Here is a 17,746-nt window from a genome sequence, read left to right as displayed (position 1 = left end):
GGCAAAATGTCTAATTAACGCGTCATCTGATCGATTTCACGCGCCGCTGGTGAACGTCACCAGCTCTCGTGTTGCACAAGGCGTAGCCAGGAGTCGACTCGAGGGAACGGCCGGCGATGACTCCGCTGTTCATGAGCGCGCGACGAGTGTAACGAGCGGTGTTAGCTCCGCTCGCAACGAGCCGGGTCGACGAACTACCAGTTCGGATACCGGGATACGCCTTCCTCCGACCCGCGCGTTCGGTGATGTTTCCGTCCAGTCGACGGCCCGTTCGGGCACGAGTAGTTGCGTATCGAGACCGAGACGATCGAAAACCAGACCGTGGTCTCCGATGTCCCCTGCGAATCCGCACGGAGATCTGTGTCGACGACGATCGATTGGTAGTATCGCTCGACGAGTCGGGAACCTCGTGAACGTTACCGAGCGGTGATTGTGACCTGTGTCGGTCGGCTGAATCGGTAGCCACCCCCCAGAGTGTAGTACCGTTTTGGTCGTGGTCGTCGTGGGACTCCTATGCCAGATCGTGCGTTCGACTTCCTGACGGTCAACGACCGCGGCGAGAAACCTCGAGACACCGGCCTTACCGAAATCCGCGGCCCCTACTACGATCCCATGGGGCCGCGGGAGTTGCGCGACATCCTCGAGACGATGGGGGCCTACGTCGACATCTACAAGTTTTCAGGGGGGTCGTTCGCTCTGATGCCCGAGGAGGCCGTCCGTGAACTCATCGAGGTCTGTCACGAGCACAACGTGCTGGTGTCGACCGGCGGATTCATCGAACACGTCCTCGTCCGGGACTACGATCAGGTGGATCGCTACCTCGAGGAAGCCGCCGATATCGGCTTCGACATCGTGGAGGTCTCGAGCGGCTTCCTCGCGATCGATACCGACGATATGGTCGCGTTGACCGAAGCCGTCCAGGATCACGGTCTGAAAGCGAAACCGGAGATCAACGTCCAGTTCGGCGCCGGCGGTGCCTCTCGCGTCGAGGACCTCGAGAGCGAGGCGGCGATCGACCCGACCAGCGCGATCGAGGAGGGGAAGCGCCACCTCGAGGCTGGCGCCTACAAGGTGATGGTCGAATCGGAAGGGATCACCGAACGGGTTCGCGAGTGGCGAACCGACGTCGCCTTCGAGATCGCGAACGGCCTCGGCATCGAACACTGCGTCTTCGAGGCGGCCGACCCCGACGTGTTCGAGTGGTATATCAAACAGTTCGGCCCGAACGTGAACCTGTTCGTCGACAACTCACAGATCGTCGAACTCGAGTGTATGCGTTCGGGCCTCTGGGGAAAAGCGTCTTCGTGGGGGCGGATCGTCGGCTACGACTGAGGGTCGGTGCTGATCGGGTCGGGGGTTCCGGCGCCGACACTACCCGCACCCTCAGAGTCGTTCGAATCGTCGGAGTCGTCTGAATCGTCATACTCGACTGCCGTGTGTCCCTTCACGAACTCTCGCGTGCGTTCGTGCTGTGGGTTTTCGAAGAACGCCCGCGTCTCGTTCGCCTCGATGAGGTCGCCGAGATAGAGGAAGACGACCTCGTCCGCGAGTCGCTTCGCCTGATCCATACTATGTGTGACCATGACGAACGTGTACTCCGACTTGAGGTCCGCGAGCGTCTCCTCGACGCGCTCGGCCGAGATGGGGTCGAGCGCCGACGTTACCTCGTCACACAGCAGGACGTCCGGTTCGACGGCCAGCGAGCGGGCCAGACAGAGTCGCTGGATCTGCCCGGTCGAGAGCTCCGCCGCAGGGGTCGCGAGCCTGTCGTTCACTTCCGACCAGAGGTTCACTTTCCGCAGGTAGGTTTCGACGAGGTCGTCGAGGTCGTCGTTCGACTCGTACTCGCCGTGGATCTTCACGCCGTAGGCGACGTTCTCGTAGATCGACAGCGGTAGCGCCGTCGGCGACTGGGGAACGTAGCCGATCCGCCGACGGATTTCCGGCGTCGGTTCATCGGTGTCGTAAATCGATTCGCCCTCGAGGAGGACGTCCCCCGAAATCTCGACGTTGGGCTGGATCTCGTGCAGCCGGTTCAGCGACTTCAGCAGCGTCGACTTGCCACAGCCCGAGGGGCCGATGATCGCTGTCAGTCGATTCTCCGGGAAGTCGACGCTGACGCCCGTCAGGGCCTCCACGTCGTTCTGTCCGGTGTACGTTACCGAAAGGTCGTCCGTGCCGAGTGCAGTCTGGTGGTTCATGCGTGTCTCCCCCCTGGTGCGTACCGCGCGAAGCGTCCGGCGAGCAGTTTCGAGACGACGATCAGGCCCAGGACGACGACGATCAGGACGAACGACGCCGCGTAGGCGTGGGCCTGTACCTCCTCGTTGAACGACATCGAGTTGTCGAAGATGAGGATGGGGAGCGTCGTCGCCGGCTCGAACAGCCCGCCGGGCATGTTCGTACTCCGGCCGGCGGTGAACAGCACCGTCGCGGCGTCGCCGATTCCGCGGGCGAAGCCCATGATGACGCCGGCGACGACGCCCGGCAGTGCCGCGCGGGCGGTCATCCGGGCGGTTTCGAACCGCGTGGCGCCGAGGCCGTACGTCGACTCCCTGACCGTATCCGGGGCCGATCGCAGCGCCTCGTCAGTGTAGCGGGTCATAATCGGATACTGGAAGATCGCGATCGCGATAATCCCGAAGAAAAGGCTCGTTCGGGCGCCGACCGCGATGATCACGGTGAGAACGAACACCCCGTAGACGATCGGCGGCGTCGCCCACAGCACGTTCAGGAACATGTTCACAACATCCGAAAAGCGCTCGCTCGAGTAATCGCTCTGGAGGTACGTCGCCGTCGATATCGCAAGCACCGCCGAGACGACGGTCGCCGGACCGACGATGAACATGCTACCGAGCACGGCGTGGAAGAAGCCGCCGTCGCCCTCGAGCATGTACCGCGAACCCGGCGGCGTGACGACGATCTCCGGGTTCGTGAGGAGCGCACGACCGCCTCTGAAAACCGTGACAGCAACGACCAGAATCATCACTGCGACGACGAGCGCGGCGGCGCCGCGAGCGAGGATGCCGAACAGCCGCTGTTTGGCGTAGCGATCCATCAGTACTGCCACCTCCGACGGAGGCGACGCTGGAGCAACATCGCACCGAAGTTGAACAGCCAGACCACGACGACCAGCATCAGCCCGACGAAGATCAGCGCGGACTGGGTGAGCGGGATCGACATCAGCTCGCCGAAGTCGCTGACGATCAGCGTCGGGAGCGTCTGTCCCGTCGAGAACAGCGAGTCCGGGATCTGCGTCTGGCCCCCGATGAGCATTGCGGGGACGATCGTCGCGCCGAAGACGCGACCGAAGCCGAGCAACACCGCCGCGAAGATGCCGGGGCCGGCCGCCCGCAGGAGAACGCTACTGATCGTCTCCCACTTCGTCGCGCCGACGCCGAGTGAGGTCTCCCGTAGTTCGTCCGGCAACGCCTCGAGGGACTCGACTGACAGCGAGATCATGAACGGTGTGACGACGATTGCCATCACGAGACTCACAGTAAGAATTCCGAGGCCGGTCGCACTCGAGCCGACCGCCGGCGCGAGGTAGTTCCCGACGAACGGGACGACGACGAACAGGGCGACCAGCCCGAAGATGACGCTTGGGATCGCCGCGAGCACGTCGATGAACGACGAGACGAGCACTTTCATCCGACCCTCGGCGTACTCGGCAATGTAGATCGCGGTCAGGATCGCAATCGGCGTCCCCATGAGCATCGAGAGGACCGCGACGTACACGGTGCCGACGATCGCCGGCAGGAAGCCGAACTGGTTCTGTGCGGGGTCCCAGTTGGCCGACGTCAGCATCTGGACCAGCGAGTACTCCGCGAGCAGGGGCAGCGACCGGTGGACGAGCGTCAGAACGATCAGACAGAAGAGCGCGATCGCGAAGTAGCCGGCGCCCCGAAGCCAGTAGCTGCTGAGTCGCTCGACCTGCAGCCGGCGACCGAGCTGGCTCGACCGGCGGTCGGTCTCCGTCGAGTCGATCGAATCACCCATTCAGCTCACGGCCCGTTGGCCAGCTCCTCCTGGGCCTCCTCGAGTCGGTCCGATTCGAGGGGGACGTAGCCGTTGTCCCTGACGTACTCTTGACCGTCCGAGAGGACCCACTCGACGAACTCGTGGGCGCCGTCCTCGAACTCCTCCTCCGCGGCCAGAAACATCTCACGGGCCGGCGGTGCCGGATACGTTCCCTCCTCGACAGCGACGAGGAACTCCTCGCGAGTGTCGTAGAAGTCCTCGTCGTCCGAAAGGGTGCCGTCGCCGTCGAGGTCGAGCGGGATCGGACGGATGTCGCCCTCGAGTTCGCCGCTACTCAGATCGTAGACGTAGTTGATGTTGTTCAGCGAGATGGCGTTCTCGTTGCTGCCGATCGCCTCTGCCACCCGCTGGTCGCCGTCGTGGTTCGCGTCCGCGAGGTTCTCGAGTTCGTTTTCGGTGTAGGCGTCGTCCTCGCCGGCGAGGAAGTCACCCCACTGTTTGTAGGCTGCGGAGGCGTCCGAACGGCCGTACACCTCGATCTCCTCATCGACGTCGACGTCGAACAGTTCGCCCCAGGTTTCGACCTCGCGCGTGAAGACGGCCTCGAGGTCCTCCCGGGAGAGTCCGTGTTCCTGGATCTCCTCGAGGACGGGATTGTCCGCGTTGACGGTGCCGACGACGGTGTCGATGAGCATCGGGACGGCGAACAGCCCCTGCTCGATCTCCTCCTCGTCGGGCTCTCGGCCCATCATCGCGATATCGACCTGATCGTTGAGCACGTCGGAGACGCCGACGCCGGTGCCACCGCCGCTGATGTCGAACGACGCGTCCGATTCGTCCGCGTAGAGATCCGCCCACACCTCGACCATCGGCAGCGGTCCGACGCCCCCGGAAATCCGAATCGCCGAACCGGAGTCGGAATCGGCGCCCGACAGACAGCCGGCGAGCGCCGCGACGGATCCGGTTCCGAGACTGCCGAGTACAGCACGGCGAGAGTACGCTCGTTTCATTCAGTGGCGTAGTACCGGTCAGGTACATGTAACCCCTCGCTCACCTGCAATACTCGGGTGAAGAACGAGAAACCGGAGAAACTGGCCACAGGGGGCGTGTAAAACACACGCACAATGGCAGGAACGCTCGCTTCGACGCCGGAGAAGCACCGAGAGTGGCTCTCACAGGCTGTGAGACGGCGAATGCGGCAGTTCGGAGAGCACGGACGGAACGAGCGTATCACGGGCGGACCGTCGATCACACGAATCTGTCGGCTGGTGCGTCCCATTCGAGACGTCTTGCCGACACCTCGAACAGCGGATAGCCCGCTTGCTGGGGTGTCTACGTGGCCGTCAGAAGTTGTGGCGTCGAGCCCGCAATCAGAGCAGGAGTACCAACAATCCGAGCGAAACCGTACTCGCGACGACCAGCGCCACCAGCACGACGAGCGCAGGCGTCAGTCCGGTCGTCCGAAGTTCGGCGAGCCGTATCTCCGTTCCGAGACCGACAAACGCGAGCAGGAAGAGCCAGCTGTAGGCGTTCTCGAGCGACGCCTGCTGGGCCGACGAGATGACTCCGAGGCTCGCGAGCGCCACGAGCGCGAGAAAGCCGAGAACGAACTTCGGAAACTCGTCCCAGAGCGCTCGCGCGGACGGTCGATCCGCGCTCCCTCGTCGAGCGTGGTAACTCGCGTAGGCGAGGACGACGGCGCCGATGAGGGCGTTTCGCGAGAGCTTCGTCATCGTCGCCCACTGGCCCGCGAGTTCGGAGTGGGCGAACCCGACCGCGACGACCGGCCCCGTCGAGAACATGCTCACGCCGGCCCAGACACCGAACACGACGCTCGAGAGACCCAGTGCGTCGCCGACGATCGGGTAGACGACGAGGGTGATCGCGTCGAACAGCAGGACCGTCGCCGCCGCGTAGGCGATCTGCTCCTCCCGTGCACGGATCGTGCCAGCGACGGCCACGACCGCCGACACGCCACAGATCCCCGACCCCGCCGCGAGCAGCGAACCGAGGTCGTCGGCGAGATCGAAGACGGTCCGGGCGAGGAGTTCAACCAGGAGGATCGTCAGCCCGGTGACGCCAACCACGATGACCAGCACGAGCGCGCCGACCTCGAGCACCGTCTCGAGGGTCACCGACGCTCCCATGAGAACGATACCGGCGCCCAGCCACAGTTTGTGCGTCGAGATGCCGAGCTCGAATCGATCGGGAACGCCGACGCCGTTGGCCAGTACGAACCCGAGGCCGATGGCGACGAGCAGGTGGTTGGGGCCGACGGCGAGTTCGATCCCGCGTGCCAGCAGGGCTCCGACACAGAGAACGGCGAGTCCCGGGAGCAGCCGACGGAGAACCATCGATTACCAGGGAACCTGTACTCCGAACGCGGCGATCACTGCGACTATCGCCGCACCGACGACGACGCTCTGCCAGTCACGCTCGAGCGCCCGCCAGCGAACCCGAGCGGCTTCGACAGCGTCCTTCCATCCATCCGTCGACATTCGTTCGGTGCCACCCGAGCGACGTACTTAACGCTTGTCGATCACGTCCGAGATGCCGGTAAGGATTGCGGGCATCTCGGAGCCCGACGGATCGAGACGCCCGTCGGCGGAGACGACGGCCACCTGCCGAGCCCGTGAGCGGGCGTTCGAACGAGTTCGCTCACGTGGTGGAGCTGCTGTCCGTCCCCAGCACCAGTATTTCCCTTATTGTACAATATTATCGTCGATGGTGGCGGGCGAGCGATGAGCCTATCACACTCCCCCATCCAAGCCGAAACGCACAGCACCGACACGGTCACGGCGTGACCCGACGGTTTTCTATCGAATCGGCTCAAACGAGTAGATCCAAGGTACAGGACACCGTATGAAGGGGGCAGCCACGACCTCATAGGTGGTTCGTCGAACGCCTCGGATCGTGACGGTGCAATCGGAACCACCGAAAACACGATGTTTGGAATCATCCGGTGCGTTTAATATTGGGATTCTTGCGAAATACTTTACACCGCAGGGACCGTATCACCCCGTATGGTTGACCCGTTCGTGATCGTCGGCGGTGACGCGGCCGGCATGAGCGCTGCGAGCAAGGCGAAGCGTGAGGATCCCGACAGAGACGTCGTCGTCTTCGAGCGCGGCGAGTGGGTATCGTACGCGGCCTGTGGGATGCCGTACTACGTGAAGGGGACCGTCGACGACTTAGCGGACCTTGTGACGATCCCACCCGAAGAGTTCCGCGAGGACCGAGATATCGACCTCCGGACCGGCCACGAGGTCGTCGCAATCGATCGCGGAGCGAAGACCGTTACCGTCGAGCGCGACGGTGAGCGGTTCGAGCAATCGTACGGGTCGCTCCTGATCGGAACCGGCGCGCGAGCCGTCGTCCCCCCGTTCAACGGAATGGACCTCGAGGGCGTGTTCACCCTCCGAAGCATGGACGAGGCGAACGCGATCGAGTGCTACGTCGACGACCGGGAACCGGCAACAGCAGCGATCGTCGGCGGCGGCTACGTCGGCGTCGAGATGGCCGAAGCGCTCATCGAGCGCGGCGTCGACGCCACCATCTTCGAGATGCTTCCCCAGACCCTCCAGCCGTTCGGCGAGGAGACCGCACGCGTCGTCGAGGATCACCTCCGCGAGCAGGGCGTCGAGCTACACCTCGAGACCGCAGTCCAGGGGTTCGACGGCGATGGCCGCGTCGAGACGGTCGAACTCGAGGGGGGAGCGGCGGCCGCCGACCTGGTGATCGTCGGCGTCGGCGTCGCACCGAACGTCGAACTCGCCGCGGAGGCGGAAATCGAACTCGGACCGACGGGCGCCATCGCGACGGACGAGTACGGTCGGACGAACGACGAGAACGTCTACGCGGCGGGAGACTGCGCCGAGGCGACGAACGTCGTCACCGGCGACCCCGACTACGTCCCGCTGGCGCTGACCGCCAACCGCGCCGGGCGGGCGATCGGAACGACGGTCGCGGGCGATCCCACGCCGACCGGCGGCACCGCCGGGACGGCGATCGTCAAGGCGTTCGATCTCGGCGCCGCCAGAACCGGCCTGATAGACGAGGAACGCGCCCGTGAGTCGGGATTCGATCCGATGTCGGTCACTATCGACGCACGAACCCGGTCGCACTACTACCCCGGCGCGACGCCGCTGACCGTCACGCTGGTCGCCGATCGGGAGAGCGAGCGGGTCCTCGGTGCCAGCGTCGTCGGTCGCGAGGGCGCAAAGCGGATCGACACCGTCGCGACGGCGCTCCACGCGGGGCTGACCGTGACGGAACTCCAGAACCTCGATCTCGCGTACGCACCGCCGTTCAGCCCCGTCTGGGATCCGGTCCTGACCGCCGCGAAAGTACTCGGCGGAAAACTCGGGGGCGACCAGCAATGATATCTGGACCGGCCACGACACCTGAGGAGCGTCGCGCGTCGATCCCCGCAGTCGAGACGAGGTGGTGGGTGCTCGAGGAACGCGGGGGAGATCCGAACCGACTTCGAGCGCGACCGGCCACCAGACGCGGAGGGGAGTGACACCGATCAGCCGATGAATACGACTACCCAATGAACGTCGAGTACACACAGGGAATCCGCAGAAACTGGCGGCAGTTCCTGCTTCAGGTGCTGACGGTGTTCGCCGTCGGGCTCACGATGGGATCACAGCGGACCGTCGTCCCCATCATGGGCGAGGAACTGTTCGGCATCGGATCGCTGCTCGTTATCGGCTCGTTCGTCGTCAGCTTCGGGATCATCAAGGCCGTTCTCAACCTCTACTCCGGGAAGTGGGCGGACGCCTACGGTCGGAAGCCGGTCCTGATCCTGGGTTGGCTCGCGGCGCTCCCGATCCCGTTCATCCTCATCTTCGCCCCGAACTGGTGGTGGATCGCCGCCGGAAACGTGCTCCTCGGGGTGAACCAGGGCGTCGCCTGGAGCATGAGTATGATCTCGAAGATCGAACTCGCCGGACCCGACGAGCGCGGACTCGCGGCCGGCGTCGACGAGGCGTTCGGCTACACCGGCGTCGCCGCCGGTGCCTGGCTCACGGGCGTCATCGCGTCCCAGTACGGTCTCCGGCCGGAGCCGTTTTACTTCCTGTTGCTCGTGATCATCGTCGCCGCGCTGCTCGCAGTCTTCCTGATCCAGGAGACGCTGCCGTACGCGAAAGCCGAGGCCGTAGCGGAGGCCGAAACCGACGGCGGCGAGGACCACGAGGCCGACCTCCCGTTCGCAGAGATCGTCAAGCGGGCGACGTACCGCGATCGAACGTTGTTTGCGGCCGCACAGGCGGGTCACGTCGAGAACTTCGTCGACACGCTCGTCTGGCTCGCCTTCCCCATCTTCCTCGTCTCACAGGGGCTCAGCGTGGCGCAAGTCGGCGTGGTGGTCGGTGTCCACAGCGGGGCGTACTTCCTGCAGGTGTACACCGGCCGACTCGGCGACCGGGTCGGTCGGAAGCCGCCGATCGTCGCCGGGTTCTTCCTTGCCGGTGCCGGTGTGCTGGGGATGGTCCTCGTCGAGGGGTACTACGCCTGGATCCTGCTGTCGGCCGCCTCCGGCGTCGGAATGGCGTTGCACTACCCGAACCTGATTTCGGTCGCGAGCGACGCCGCGCATCCGCTGTGGCGCTCGACCGGTCTGGGCGTCTACCGCCTGTGGCGGGACCTGGGATACGCCGTCGGTGCCGTGTTCATCGGCCTCACCGTCGACCTGCTGACCATCGACGCGGCGTTCTACGGGACGGCGGTCGCGATGTTTCTCTCGGGCTCGTACGTCTACTTGCGAATGGACGAAACACACCCTGAACTCGGCGATCACAAACCGTCAGCCGCCTGACGCTCGACGGAGAGTGGGGCCGTCGTACTACCGAACTCGAGTACCGTTCTTCTCTCCAACCTACCGTCACGCCGTTGGCCAGCCTTCGAGCGGTGGGAAATCGACCGAACAGGGAGTGAGAATGAGGGTGCTTAAAAAGAGGGTGCCGAAGAATGCAAATACTATTAGTACCCACCGCTCACATTCACCGACTAATGAGGGACGTGCCACGAACCGTTGCTGGCATCGGCGGCCAGCGCGTCATTCTTGGTCTCGGCTGGCTGTACGTCGGTTTCGCCGTCGGTGTACCGCTGCTGTATTTCGTGGACATCCGGACAGTCGATGACGTGATGACGATTTCGATCCTTGTCGGCGCGGGAGGACTGGTCCACTCCTACGTCGGCCATCTGTTGCCATACCTCGACGTCCGTTCAGACCTCTACGACGAGATCGCCGAGTGGAGTCTCCGCGCCGTTGCAATTATACTCATGGTTATCCTTTTTATCGCCGCAGTTTCGTCTATCGAGGACCCGCTGGGATCGATCCTGATACTGTCTGCGCTGGCGAGCGTCGCCGGCCTCGCGGTGGGCTACCGGGATGCGCAGGCCAAGACTCGCGCACTCGACGCCGAAGACCGTCACCGCGAAGTCAAGCGCTACAGCAAGGAACTCGAGCGCTACGAGACGATCGTCGAAACGGTCAACGACGGAATCTTCGTCGTCGACGAGGACAATCACTTCCTCCTGGTCAACGAGGCGTACGTCGATCTGGTCGGCTACAGCCGAGAAGAGCTGATCGGGGCACACGCATCGCTCGTCATCAGCGAGGAGATCGAAATGCTCGACGAGAAACTCCGCGAAGACCTTCGCACAGGAGTTAACAGCACGTACGAAACGACGTTGATCACCGCAACCGGAGACACCCTCGACGTCGAGTGGAGCGCTGCGTTTCTCCCACGGACACACGATTCGCGCCACGACGTCGTCGGCGTTGTCCGTGACATCACCAGGCGCAACCGGCGAAAGCGACAGCTCGAACGACAGAACGAGCAACTCGAGAGCTTCGCAGGGATGCTCACCCACGAGCTGCGAAACCCGGTCTCGATCGGCCAGATTTACACCCAGGAGGTACCCGAAGGACCGAATCCGAAGGCACACGCATACGTCACTGAGGCCTTCGATCGCATCGAGGACATCATCGACATCATGCTCGTGTTGACCCAGGGGGGAGAGGCCATGACCGAGCGAGAACCCGTAGACGCCGAGACCGTGGCTCGAGAGGCGTGGACAGAGGTAGACGCACCCGACGCTACGTTGGATGTGGCGGTTGAGATGACGGTACTGATCGACGATACCTACTTTCGTCATCTGTTCCGAAACCTGTTCGAAAACGCGGTCGAACACGGTGGCGACGACGTCACGATCACGGTCGGCGAACTCCCGACCGGGTTTTACGTGGCCGACGACGGGACCGGTATTCCGGTCGCGGAGCGAGAAGTCATTTTCAATACTGGATACACGACGGCCGGCGACGACGGAGGGATGGGACTCGGGTTGACGTTCATCCAGGAGATGGGGGACGTGTACGGGTGGGAGTGTTCGATAACTGAAAGTACTGCCGGCGGTGCGCGCTTCGAGTTCGAAAACGTGACCAGCGTCACGCGCAAGACCCCCTAACGGCACGTTGCGGATCCGCTAAAGCTCCGCTGCCGGGTGAAGGGGCAGGTTCCAACTTCCACGGACGGGGTTTATGAGCATGATGATCGTTCGAGAGATGTGAGAGCGTCAACAACCCCGACCTCAAGGGTCGGGGTATCCGCCTCGACCGCTGATGAACTTCGACGAGTTCACCGGCCAGATCCAGCACCGACTCGAGTTACCGGGCACCGGGGAGACGGTGCGAGCGATTCGAGCGACGCTCATGACGCTCGGGGAGCGAATCCCGGAGGGAGCAGCCGAGGATCTCGCCGCATCGCTTCCGATGGAGATTCAGTGGTACATGACGGGAGCGGTCCACGAACACGGCCAGCGATTCGACTGGACGGAGTTCGTCTCCCGGGTCAGTGAGATCGAGCGAGCCGATGGGGCGGATGCAGCCTACCACGCTCGAGTCGTCGTCGATCTCGTGCACACGCTGGTACCACCGTCCGATTTCCAGCAGCTTCGCGACCAGCTTCCGGAAAGCCAGGAGGACGAAAACTGGGGGAAGCTGTTCGAGGTCGTGGATGCGGGCGGGTGGGGTGATGCCGAAGAGGCACAGACCGGTGGCGGGCCACAGCCCGGCAGCGGTGCTGACTGATGTTGTAACGAGAGTACCGTGATCGATCGGGACCCACTACGAGCGGCGCTCCTCCTCGAGTTCGGAGACGGTCAGGAGCGTTTCGATCGCAACGTCCGGAGAACCCGAATCGAATCGATATTCGCCTCGAGCAGGAAGCCGACGTACCCGGGAATCGTCGATGGAGCGTCGCCACAGATACCGGCCGTGCTCGTGAGCGTCTTCGACCAGGGAATTGATGAGACTCTTGACCCACACTCGAGACGGAAGGCCTCTGAAGTGCTCATCCTAGTACTGTGACGCGACGCGCCAGATAACGTGCAAATCGGAGCCACGGCTGTTCGCGGTTCTCCATTGAGGTCGAATCAAGACGAGACCGTGTCACGGTCCCCCTGTCAGCATTAACACGCTGGGAACGGAAATACCGTCGAGGACGATGTACTCCGACCCGTACGACCGCGACCGGTTAGAATCGGATATCGGTGCGCTCGAAGATCTCCCGGTTTTCGTCGCCTACAACGCGAACGTCGACGCGATCGTGCGAGTGGACGAACGCCTCGAGTCGTTCCTCGACCGGCCACGGGAACCCGGCAGACTACCGCCTCCGAGCCCCCTAGCTACCACGCGAGATCTCGCAACGGCGATCACGCACACGATGGCGGCCGCCCACGGCGACGAAGTCGCGATGACCCACGAGTTCGCGGCCGCGCTCGAGTCCGAACTTGATCCCGACGCCCAGCAGATGGGCGGCCAGGCGGGGATCATGACGAACCTACTGACCTCGCTCGATGCGGCACCGATCACGTACACCTACCTCGTCTCGGAGCGACAGCGGTCACTGTTCAAACACCCGGACGCAGTGCGGTATCCCCGCGTCGAAAACGGGACCGTCTCGTACGTTCCGCTCGAGGAGGCGGTCAACACCGACCGAACCAAGATCAACTGGGTGTTCGAGTTCAGGGCAGGAGACGAACTCTTCGGCGTACAGGCGACCGAGGACACCCGGTTTATCGCCGCCTCGCGACCGCCGGAGTTCGACCTGGTGACCGGCGACCTCGATACGTCGATCGATCAGGTCGGCGGCGACGTCGACGCCGCATTACTCGCGGGTTATCACAACCTCACTCCGGATCACGTCAAGGACGGCTACGAGGAGACGCAGCGCCACGCACGGGACGTGCTGCGGCGACTCAGATCGGGCGGAGACCTCCAAGTACACGTCGAATACGCCGTAACTCACGACACTGACCTGCGAGAGAGTGTCTACGAGTGGATCCTTCCGGAGGCGAACGTCATCGGCGTCGATACCCACGAACTCGGACTTCTCTACGCCGATACCGGGCTCGAGGCGGTCGACGACGCTCCCTCCGAGGGGACCCCGTTCGAGCCCGAGGAAATCCTCGCTCATTACCGCATGCTCTCGGCCATCCGGGACGACCTCGGCGTGAACTGTATCCAGTTGCACGCGATGGAGTACCACCTGGCGGTTACCGACTCGCATCTCTCGCCGCAGGCAGTGCTGCGTGGGCTGGAGTTCTCGGCCATCAACGCCGCGTCGAAGGCCGCACGCGGTGATATCACGGCGCCCGAGGACCTCGAGACCGGTCTAGAGTACGACCCCTCCGAACGAGGACGAACGGCAATCGAACTACTCGCCGATCACGTCGGGGCATCGGCTGACGACGGGCGGGTCGCCACCCCGTCCGTGGCCGCCTGTCCCAACCGAGTCGTCAAAGACCCAGCCAGGACGGTCGGCATCGGCGATATCGTCTCCTCGTCGAGTTTCATCCTCGAGGTAGCGCTCGCGGCCGGCAATCGAGCGGATCGGTGAGGCTCCCTGCAGGTGACCACCTTTCAAACCTCGAGAGCACGTACCCCCGCAACTGATACCGTCGTCGTCGGTGTACGGGGTGCACGGACGATGCACGCTCCACCGCTTTCCAGTCGATCGATCGAGGCGTACGCCGACGTGGCCGGCCGCGACCGACTCGAGCGGCTTCGATCGCTCGCTGACGCGCTGGGCGGCGTTCGGATCCTCCACGTCAATTCGACCGCGACCGGGGGTGGTGTCGCGGAACTGCTCCGTTCGATCGTTCCGATCTGTAACGATCTCGGTGTCGACACCGACTGGCTCGTCATGGACGCAGGCGACGACTTCTTCGAGGTGACCAAGGCGATCCACAACGGGCTCCAGGGTGCGGGGCCAGAGCTTACCGAGGAGATGATAGCGACGTACCGCGGCGTGACCGACCGAAACGCGACCGGGCTCGATGAGGACTACGATATTGTCGTGTTGCACGATCCGCAGGCGCTTGGAATGACCGACCGACTCGAAGAAACCCTCCCGAACGCGGTGCTCGTCTGGCGCTGTCACATCGACCTCACCGAGCCGTCCGACGAGTACCTCGCGTTCGTTTCCGAGTACACGAGGCGGGCCGATCACGCGATCGTCAGCCGGTCGGCCTACGCAAACGAGATCGACGTCCCCGCGACGAGCGTCGTCCACCCCTCGATCGATCCGCTAACGGAGAAAAACCGCTCGCTCGACGAGGAGACCACGGCGGCGGAACGCGACCACCTGATCCCCCTCTCGTTCGACGCGCCGGTCGTCGCGCAGGTTTCCCGATTCGATCCGTGGAAGGACCAGTTCGGCACCCTGGCTGCGTACCGGCGCGCTCGCGAGGTGGTCCCGGACCTCCAGCTGGCGCTGGCCGGCGGGATGGCCAACGATGATCCGGAGGGACGCGAGCTGTACGAACGAGTCGCTGCGGAGGCAGTCGACGATCCGAACGTACACGTGTTGACCGATCTCCCGGACACGACGGCTAACGTCCTGCAGCGTCGATCGGACGTCGTCGTCCAGAAATCGCTACGCGAGGGGTTCGGGCTGGTCGTCTCGGAGGCCCTCTGGAAGCGCACGCCGGTCGTCGGCTCGAGCGTCGGGGGCATTCCACTACAGGTCGAGGACGGGCACTGTGGCTATCTCGTCGAGCCGGATGACACGGCAGGTGTCGCCGATTGCGTCGTCACCTTGCTCGAGAACGAGGACCGTCGAACGACGTTCGGAGCGAACGGGCGAGAGCACGTTCGTGAGTGCTTCCTGCTTCCTCGCCAGCTCGCCGACGTTCTCGACGTCTTCGTCGAGGTCCAGGATCTCGAACGGTGATCAGCCCGGGAGTGAGCGGGCGCCTTTCGTGCCTGGAGACGAAAGTCCAACGGTTACTCGCTCGGGTCGCCCGAACTCGGGCGTTGGTCCCGTCGGTGAGTGAAATTACGGAGGAACCGATCACCGAACAGAAGGACGAGCACTGCGCCAACGAGGTTGAACGCGAGATCGAAGACCGTGTCGCGTTTCCCGTAGGCGACGAGGACCGGTTCGAAGCCGAAGCGGCGGGCGATCACGTGTACCGTCCATTCCATCAGTTCCCAGAGGAGACCGACGACGGTAACGGTACTCACGACGGCGACTCGTGGGTCGCGACCGCGACGGCGCGCGGCGGCGTGGGCGATCCCGCCCAGGAGGGTCGCCGAATGGACGTGTGTAAGGTGGTCCCACCACCACGTCTCGTCGTACGGACCCAGCATTCCCACGGCGTGTGTAAACAACGCGGCCACCGCGTACACACGCTGCCACGGGCGAAACCGAACGTGGTACAGCCGTTCTATGACGCCGGGGAGAAACGAGGCGGCGAAGGCGACGATACCGTTCACGATCGCACCCGGATTTCGCCGACGAACCCCGACCGCCAATACGGCTACGAGCGAGCATCTGATCCCCCAGACGACCTTCGTGGCCAGCGAGGACTGTATCGGCATCAGTGACGGACACCAGTGGGTACAGGCGAGCCAGGGTAAAACACGTTTGTCTCTCTCGGTCGGTGAGACTCGAGGCAGTAACTGTCCGGGCGACGACGGTGTCGGCTATCGCGTGGCCGAGATCGGCGACGATCACACCCTCGTCGAACGCGGGGCTCGGTAGCTCGAGGGGCCTTCCTGGGCCGCGTCCGAAAGCGCGGAGTTGTCCGCGTCAGGTCCGCCACTGTCGTCGTTTAAGCCGCCGAACCAGCCCGCAATTCCGGCGATGGTTCCGATCGAGACCGTTCGACGCGGGAGGCGGTGGGTGGGTTGTGCATCGTGTTCATCGCCGGTTCGAACGGGCGTTCCGGTGGAACCCGAAGAAAAGCCCGTCTACGCTCCTTCCTGGAGGAACCGCCCCTCCTGTTCGTAGATCGCGACCAGTTCCTCGATGAACTCTTCGAGCGTTTCGCCCTCCTCGAGGTGGCCCTCCATCCGTTCCGCCAGGTCCTCGTCGAGTTCGATCGTTCGTGTCATTACTGAGGACGAGGATATCCAGCCCGATAAATCACCACCCAGCAGGCCGTTTGCTCGCCCGAGAGGGGCTCTCGAGAGCCACCGGAATCAGCCTGGGACGGCGACCACGCGGAGACGACGCGTCCTGGGTCCGTCGCAGTCGACGAACAGGATTGCCTGCCACGTGCCGAGTGCGAGTTCGCCGTCAACGACCGGAACGGTGACGCTCTCGCCGAGTAGATGAACGCGACGGTGATGGCCAGCGAGATGAGCAACATCATTCCGGGCTCGCGGTTTCTGGCTTCGACGGCACCCATCCGGAGGAACGGAACGCCACCGTATCCGAACACGACCGCCCCGAACGCAGGGCCGATGAGTGCGCTCCCGGAGAACTCGACGGCGGCGAATCCGAGCCAGTCCTGGAGCATCGGGCTGTAGTACAACACCGGCAACGAGAGCACCAGACAGACGACGAACCGGCGTCTGAACAGTGTCTCGTGGCCGGAGTGGTCGACCATCCCACCGTGGTCGTGCCGGTCGCTATGATCGTGCCGTTCATCGTGACCACCGGCCGCCCTCGAGTCGGCGTCGTCGGCCCCCGACCGGTCGGCGGCGTCCGCTCGATAGGACCGGCAGATCCGACAGCACGGGCAATTCCTATCCGTCGGTCTGTCGCCCTCGACCCGCCCCGGGTCCGCCCGCGGCTCGTGTTCGGTCATACCGACCCGTACTCTGCGCGGCCCCACCGCGGGTCCCCTACGGGGAGGGTACACACCCTTATCGCGATCGGAGTGAGCGCGAGCATCGCAATCAGGACAGTAAGTAGCCGACCGACGGCCGCCTCGGGAAACATACGATATACGTCACTGCTCGATATCATAAACCCACGCGCTCAGCGGTGGCTTCGTGTGGATGGACCCGGCGCCGTCCCTCTCGATGTAGCGGCCGTCAGCCGGTTATATGTGACTACCTGTCGTGGACTCGCGTATGGACGGGACTACGGACGAACTGAGAGAGGAGCTGATCAGCGTCTGTCGCACCGCGACCGGTGACGAACTCCGAAGCATCACGTACTTTACTGCCGATAGCTACGAGCAGCTGTACCTTCGCACCGACCTCGAGCCCGACGCGGACCTCGAGAAGTTCGTCGCCAACGAACGCCTCGGGTTCACCTCACAGCAGACCTACGGCCAGTCCGAACTCGGCGAGTACGAGTTCACGATTCGCGTGTTCGAGTGGGGGTACGTGACTCGCGTTATCGTCGGCGATCACGGCGTCTACGTGACGACCGACCCACTGAACATGAACGAGTTTCATGAGGTCGCAACCGCGGCCACTACAGTTCTCGAGGAGGTCCGATCTTGACCGGATCGCTCT

General features: G+C 63.8%; 17 protein-coding genes and 1 pseudogene. 9 read left to right on the top strand and 9 right to left on the bottom strand.

The window, feature by feature from the left end; translation table 11 throughout:
• The first annotated feature begins 513 nt into the window (after nucleotides 1–513).
• On the top strand, nucleotides 514–1,332 hold the full coding sequence (locus AC6I6S_RS18605) for a phosphosulfolactate synthase (protein ID WP_497952262.1): 819 nt from the start codon (nucleotides 514–516) through the stop codon (nucleotides 1,330–1,332).
• Here AC6I6S_RS18605 and AC6I6S_RS18600 read toward each other — a convergent pair.
• From AC6I6S_RS18600 to AC6I6S_RS18575, 6 genes are all read right to left on the bottom strand, one after another.
• On the bottom strand, nucleotides 1,323–2,201 hold the full coding sequence (locus AC6I6S_RS18600; RefSeq protein ID WP_497952261.1) for a phosphate ABC transporter ATP-binding protein: 879 nt from the start codon (nucleotides 2,199–2,201) through the stop codon (nucleotides 1,323–1,325). The genes AC6I6S_RS18605 and AC6I6S_RS18600 overlap by 10 nt on opposite strands.
• Nucleotides 2,198–3,058 (bottom strand): PstA family ABC transporter permease, encoded by an 861-nt coding sequence (locus tag AC6I6S_RS18595; protein ID WP_497952260.1) that lies wholly within the window; start codon nucleotides 3,056–3,058, stop codon nucleotides 2,198–2,200. Before AC6I6S_RS18595 ends, AC6I6S_RS18600 begins: the two co-directional genes overlap by 4 nt.
• Nucleotides 3,058–3,999 carry a phosphate ABC transporter permease subunit PstC gene (gene pstC, locus AC6I6S_RS18590; RefSeq protein ID WP_497952258.1) on the bottom strand — a complete coding sequence of 314 codons (942 nt, stop codon included), beginning with the start codon at nucleotides 3,997–3,999 and terminating at the stop codon, nucleotides 3,058–3,060. The genes AC6I6S_RS18595 and pstC overlap by 1 nt, the downstream gene beginning before the upstream one ends.
• A 5-nt stretch (nucleotides 4,000–4,004) precedes the next feature.
• Nucleotides 4,005–4,991 (bottom strand): PstS family phosphate ABC transporter substrate-binding protein, encoded by a 987-nt coding sequence (locus AC6I6S_RS18585; RefSeq protein WP_497952256.1) that lies wholly within the window; start codon nucleotides 4,989–4,991, stop codon nucleotides 4,005–4,007.
• A 360-nt stretch (nucleotides 4,992–5,351) separates the two neighbouring features.
• Nucleotides 5,352–6,335 (bottom strand): YeiH family protein, encoded by a 984-nt coding sequence (locus AC6I6S_RS18580; protein ID WP_497952255.1) that lies wholly within the window; start codon nucleotides 6,333–6,335, stop codon nucleotides 5,352–5,354.
• Nucleotides 6,336–6,338: 3 nt separating this feature from the next.
• The gene (locus tag AC6I6S_RS18575) at nucleotides 6,339–6,479 is read right to left on the bottom strand and encodes a hypothetical protein (protein WP_497952253.1); all 141 of its coding nucleotides are present in this window, start codon (nucleotides 6,477–6,479) and stop codon (nucleotides 6,339–6,341) included.
• Between the two features lie 525 nt (nucleotides 6,480–7,004).
• Here AC6I6S_RS18575 and AC6I6S_RS18570 point away from each other — a divergent pair.
• From AC6I6S_RS18570 to AC6I6S_RS18540, 7 genes are all read left to right on the top strand, one after another.
• Nucleotides 7,005–8,363 (top strand): FAD-dependent oxidoreductase, encoded by a 1,359-nt coding sequence (locus AC6I6S_RS18570; protein ID WP_497952251.1) that lies wholly within the window; start codon nucleotides 7,005–7,007, stop codon nucleotides 8,361–8,363.
• Nucleotides 8,364–8,533: 170 nt separating this feature from the next.
• Complete coding sequence (locus AC6I6S_RS18565) at nucleotides 8,534–9,802, top strand: MFS transporter (protein WP_497952249.1); 1,269 nt, start codon at nucleotides 8,534–8,536, stop codon at nucleotides 9,800–9,802.
• A 194-nt stretch (nucleotides 9,803–9,996) separates the two neighbouring features.
• Nucleotides 9,997–11,457 (top strand): PAS domain S-box protein, encoded by a 1,461-nt coding sequence (locus AC6I6S_RS18560; RefSeq protein ID WP_497952247.1) that lies wholly within the window; start codon nucleotides 9,997–9,999, stop codon nucleotides 11,455–11,457.
• A 154-nt stretch (nucleotides 11,458–11,611) separates the two neighbouring features.
• A complete protein-coding gene (locus tag AC6I6S_RS18555) occupies nucleotides 11,612–12,079 on the top strand; it encodes a DUF2267 domain-containing protein (RefSeq protein ID WP_497952245.1) in 468 nt (155 codons plus the stop codon).
• Nucleotides 12,080–12,097: 18 nt separating this feature from the next.
• On the top strand, nucleotides 12,098–12,358 hold the full coding sequence (locus tag AC6I6S_RS18550; RefSeq protein WP_497952243.1) for a hypothetical protein: 261 nt from the start codon (nucleotides 12,098–12,100) through the stop codon (nucleotides 12,356–12,358).
• 136 nt (nucleotides 12,359–12,494) lie between these two features.
• Nucleotides 12,495–13,889 (top strand): ADP-dependent glucokinase/phosphofructokinase, encoded by a 1,395-nt coding sequence (locus AC6I6S_RS18545; protein WP_497952241.1) that lies wholly within the window; start codon nucleotides 12,495–12,497, stop codon nucleotides 13,887–13,889.
• A gap of 90 nt (nucleotides 13,890–13,979) precedes the next feature.
• Complete coding sequence (locus AC6I6S_RS18540; RefSeq protein WP_497952239.1) at nucleotides 13,980–15,224, top strand: glycosyltransferase; 1,245 nt, start codon at nucleotides 13,980–13,982, stop codon at nucleotides 15,222–15,224.
• A 53-nt stretch (nucleotides 15,225–15,277) separates the two neighbouring features.
• Here AC6I6S_RS18540 and AC6I6S_RS18535 read toward each other — a convergent pair whose 3' ends face one another.
• From AC6I6S_RS18535 to AC6I6S_RS18525, 3 genes and pseudogenes are all read right to left on the bottom strand, one after another.
• The gene (locus tag AC6I6S_RS18535; RefSeq protein ID WP_497952237.1) at nucleotides 15,278–15,874 is read right to left on the bottom strand and encodes a DUF2238 domain-containing protein; all 597 of its coding nucleotides are present in this window, start codon (nucleotides 15,872–15,874) and stop codon (nucleotides 15,278–15,280) included.
• Between the two features lie 372 nt (nucleotides 15,875–16,246).
• On the bottom strand, nucleotides 16,247–16,390 hold the full coding sequence (locus AC6I6S_RS18530) for a DUF7557 family protein (protein ID WP_497952235.1): 144 nt from the start codon (nucleotides 16,388–16,390) through the stop codon (nucleotides 16,247–16,249).
• A 194-nt stretch (nucleotides 16,391–16,584) separates the two neighbouring features.
• A pseudogene (locus tag AC6I6S_RS18525) lies at nucleotides 16,585–17,088 on the bottom strand (heavy metal translocating P-type ATPase); the annotation flags it as partial.
• A 268-nt stretch (nucleotides 17,089–17,356) separates the two neighbouring features.
• Between AC6I6S_RS18525 and AC6I6S_RS18520 the strand changes: the two are divergent.
• Entirely contained in the window at nucleotides 17,357–17,734 is a 378-nt protein-coding gene (locus tag AC6I6S_RS18520; RefSeq protein ID WP_497952233.1) for a DUF7522 family protein, read from the top strand.
• The last annotated feature ends 12 nt before the right edge of the window (nucleotides 17,735–17,746 follow it).

This window comes from Natrononativus sp. DTA114 (assembly GCF_059736515.1).
Note: the sequence above shows the minus strand (reverse complement) of the source record. Positions and strands in the feature narration are given on the sequence as shown.

Bases quoted from the DNA above. Each gene is read 5' to 3' on its own strand.
- AC6I6S_RS18520 (WP_497952233.1), top strand. From the start codon at position 17,357: ATGGACGGGACTACGGACGAACTGAGAGAGGAGCTGATCAGCGTCTGT.
- AC6I6S_RS18540 (WP_497952239.1), top strand. From the start codon at position 13,980: ATGCACGCTCCACCGCTTTCCAGTCGATCGATCGAGGCGTACGCCGAC.
- AC6I6S_RS18585 (WP_497952256.1), bottom strand. From the start codon at position 4,991: ATGAAACGAGCGTACTCTCGCCGTGCTGTACTCGGCAGTCTCGGAACC.
- AC6I6S_RS18555 (WP_497952245.1), top strand. From the start codon at position 11,612: ATGAACTTCGACGAGTTCACCGGCCAGATCCAGCACCGACTCGAGTTA.
- AC6I6S_RS18535 (WP_497952237.1), bottom strand. From the start codon at position 15,874: ATGCCGATACAGTCCTCGCTGGCCACGAAGGTCGTCTGGGGGATCAGA.
- AC6I6S_RS18580 (WP_497952255.1), bottom strand. From the start codon at position 6,335: ATGGTTCTCCGTCGGCTGCTCCCGGGACTCGCCGTTCTCTGTGTCGGA.
- AC6I6S_RS18605 (WP_497952262.1), top strand. From the start codon at position 514: ATGCCAGATCGTGCGTTCGACTTCCTGACGGTCAACGACCGCGGCGAG.
- AC6I6S_RS18600 (WP_497952261.1), bottom strand. From the start codon at position 2,201: ATGAACCACCAGACTGCACTCGGCACGGACGACCTTTCGGTAACGTAC.
- AC6I6S_RS18530 (WP_497952235.1), bottom strand. From the start codon at position 16,390: ATGACACGAACGATCGAACTCGACGAGGACCTGGCGGAACGGATGGAG.
- AC6I6S_RS18570 (WP_497952251.1), top strand. From the start codon at position 7,005: ATGGTTGACCCGTTCGTGATCGTCGGCGGTGACGCGGCCGGCATGAGC.
- AC6I6S_RS18545 (WP_497952241.1), top strand. From the start codon at position 12,495: ATGTACTCCGACCCGTACGACCGCGACCGGTTAGAATCGGATATCGGT.
- AC6I6S_RS18575 (WP_497952253.1), bottom strand. From the start codon at position 6,479: ATGTCGACGGATGGATGGAAGGACGCTGTCGAAGCCGCTCGGGTTCGC.
- AC6I6S_RS18565 (WP_497952249.1), top strand. From the start codon at position 8,534: ATGAACGTCGAGTACACACAGGGAATCCGCAGAAACTGGCGGCAGTTC.
- AC6I6S_RS18595 (WP_497952260.1), bottom strand. From the start codon at position 3,058: ATGGATCGCTACGCCAAACAGCGGCTGTTCGGCATCCTCGCTCGCGGC.
- pstC (WP_497952258.1), bottom strand. From the start codon at position 3,999: ATGGGTGATTCGATCGACTCGACGGAGACCGACCGCCGGTCGAGCCAG.
- AC6I6S_RS18560 (WP_497952247.1), top strand. From the start codon at position 9,997: ATGAGGGACGTGCCACGAACCGTTGCTGGCATCGGCGGCCAGCGCGTC.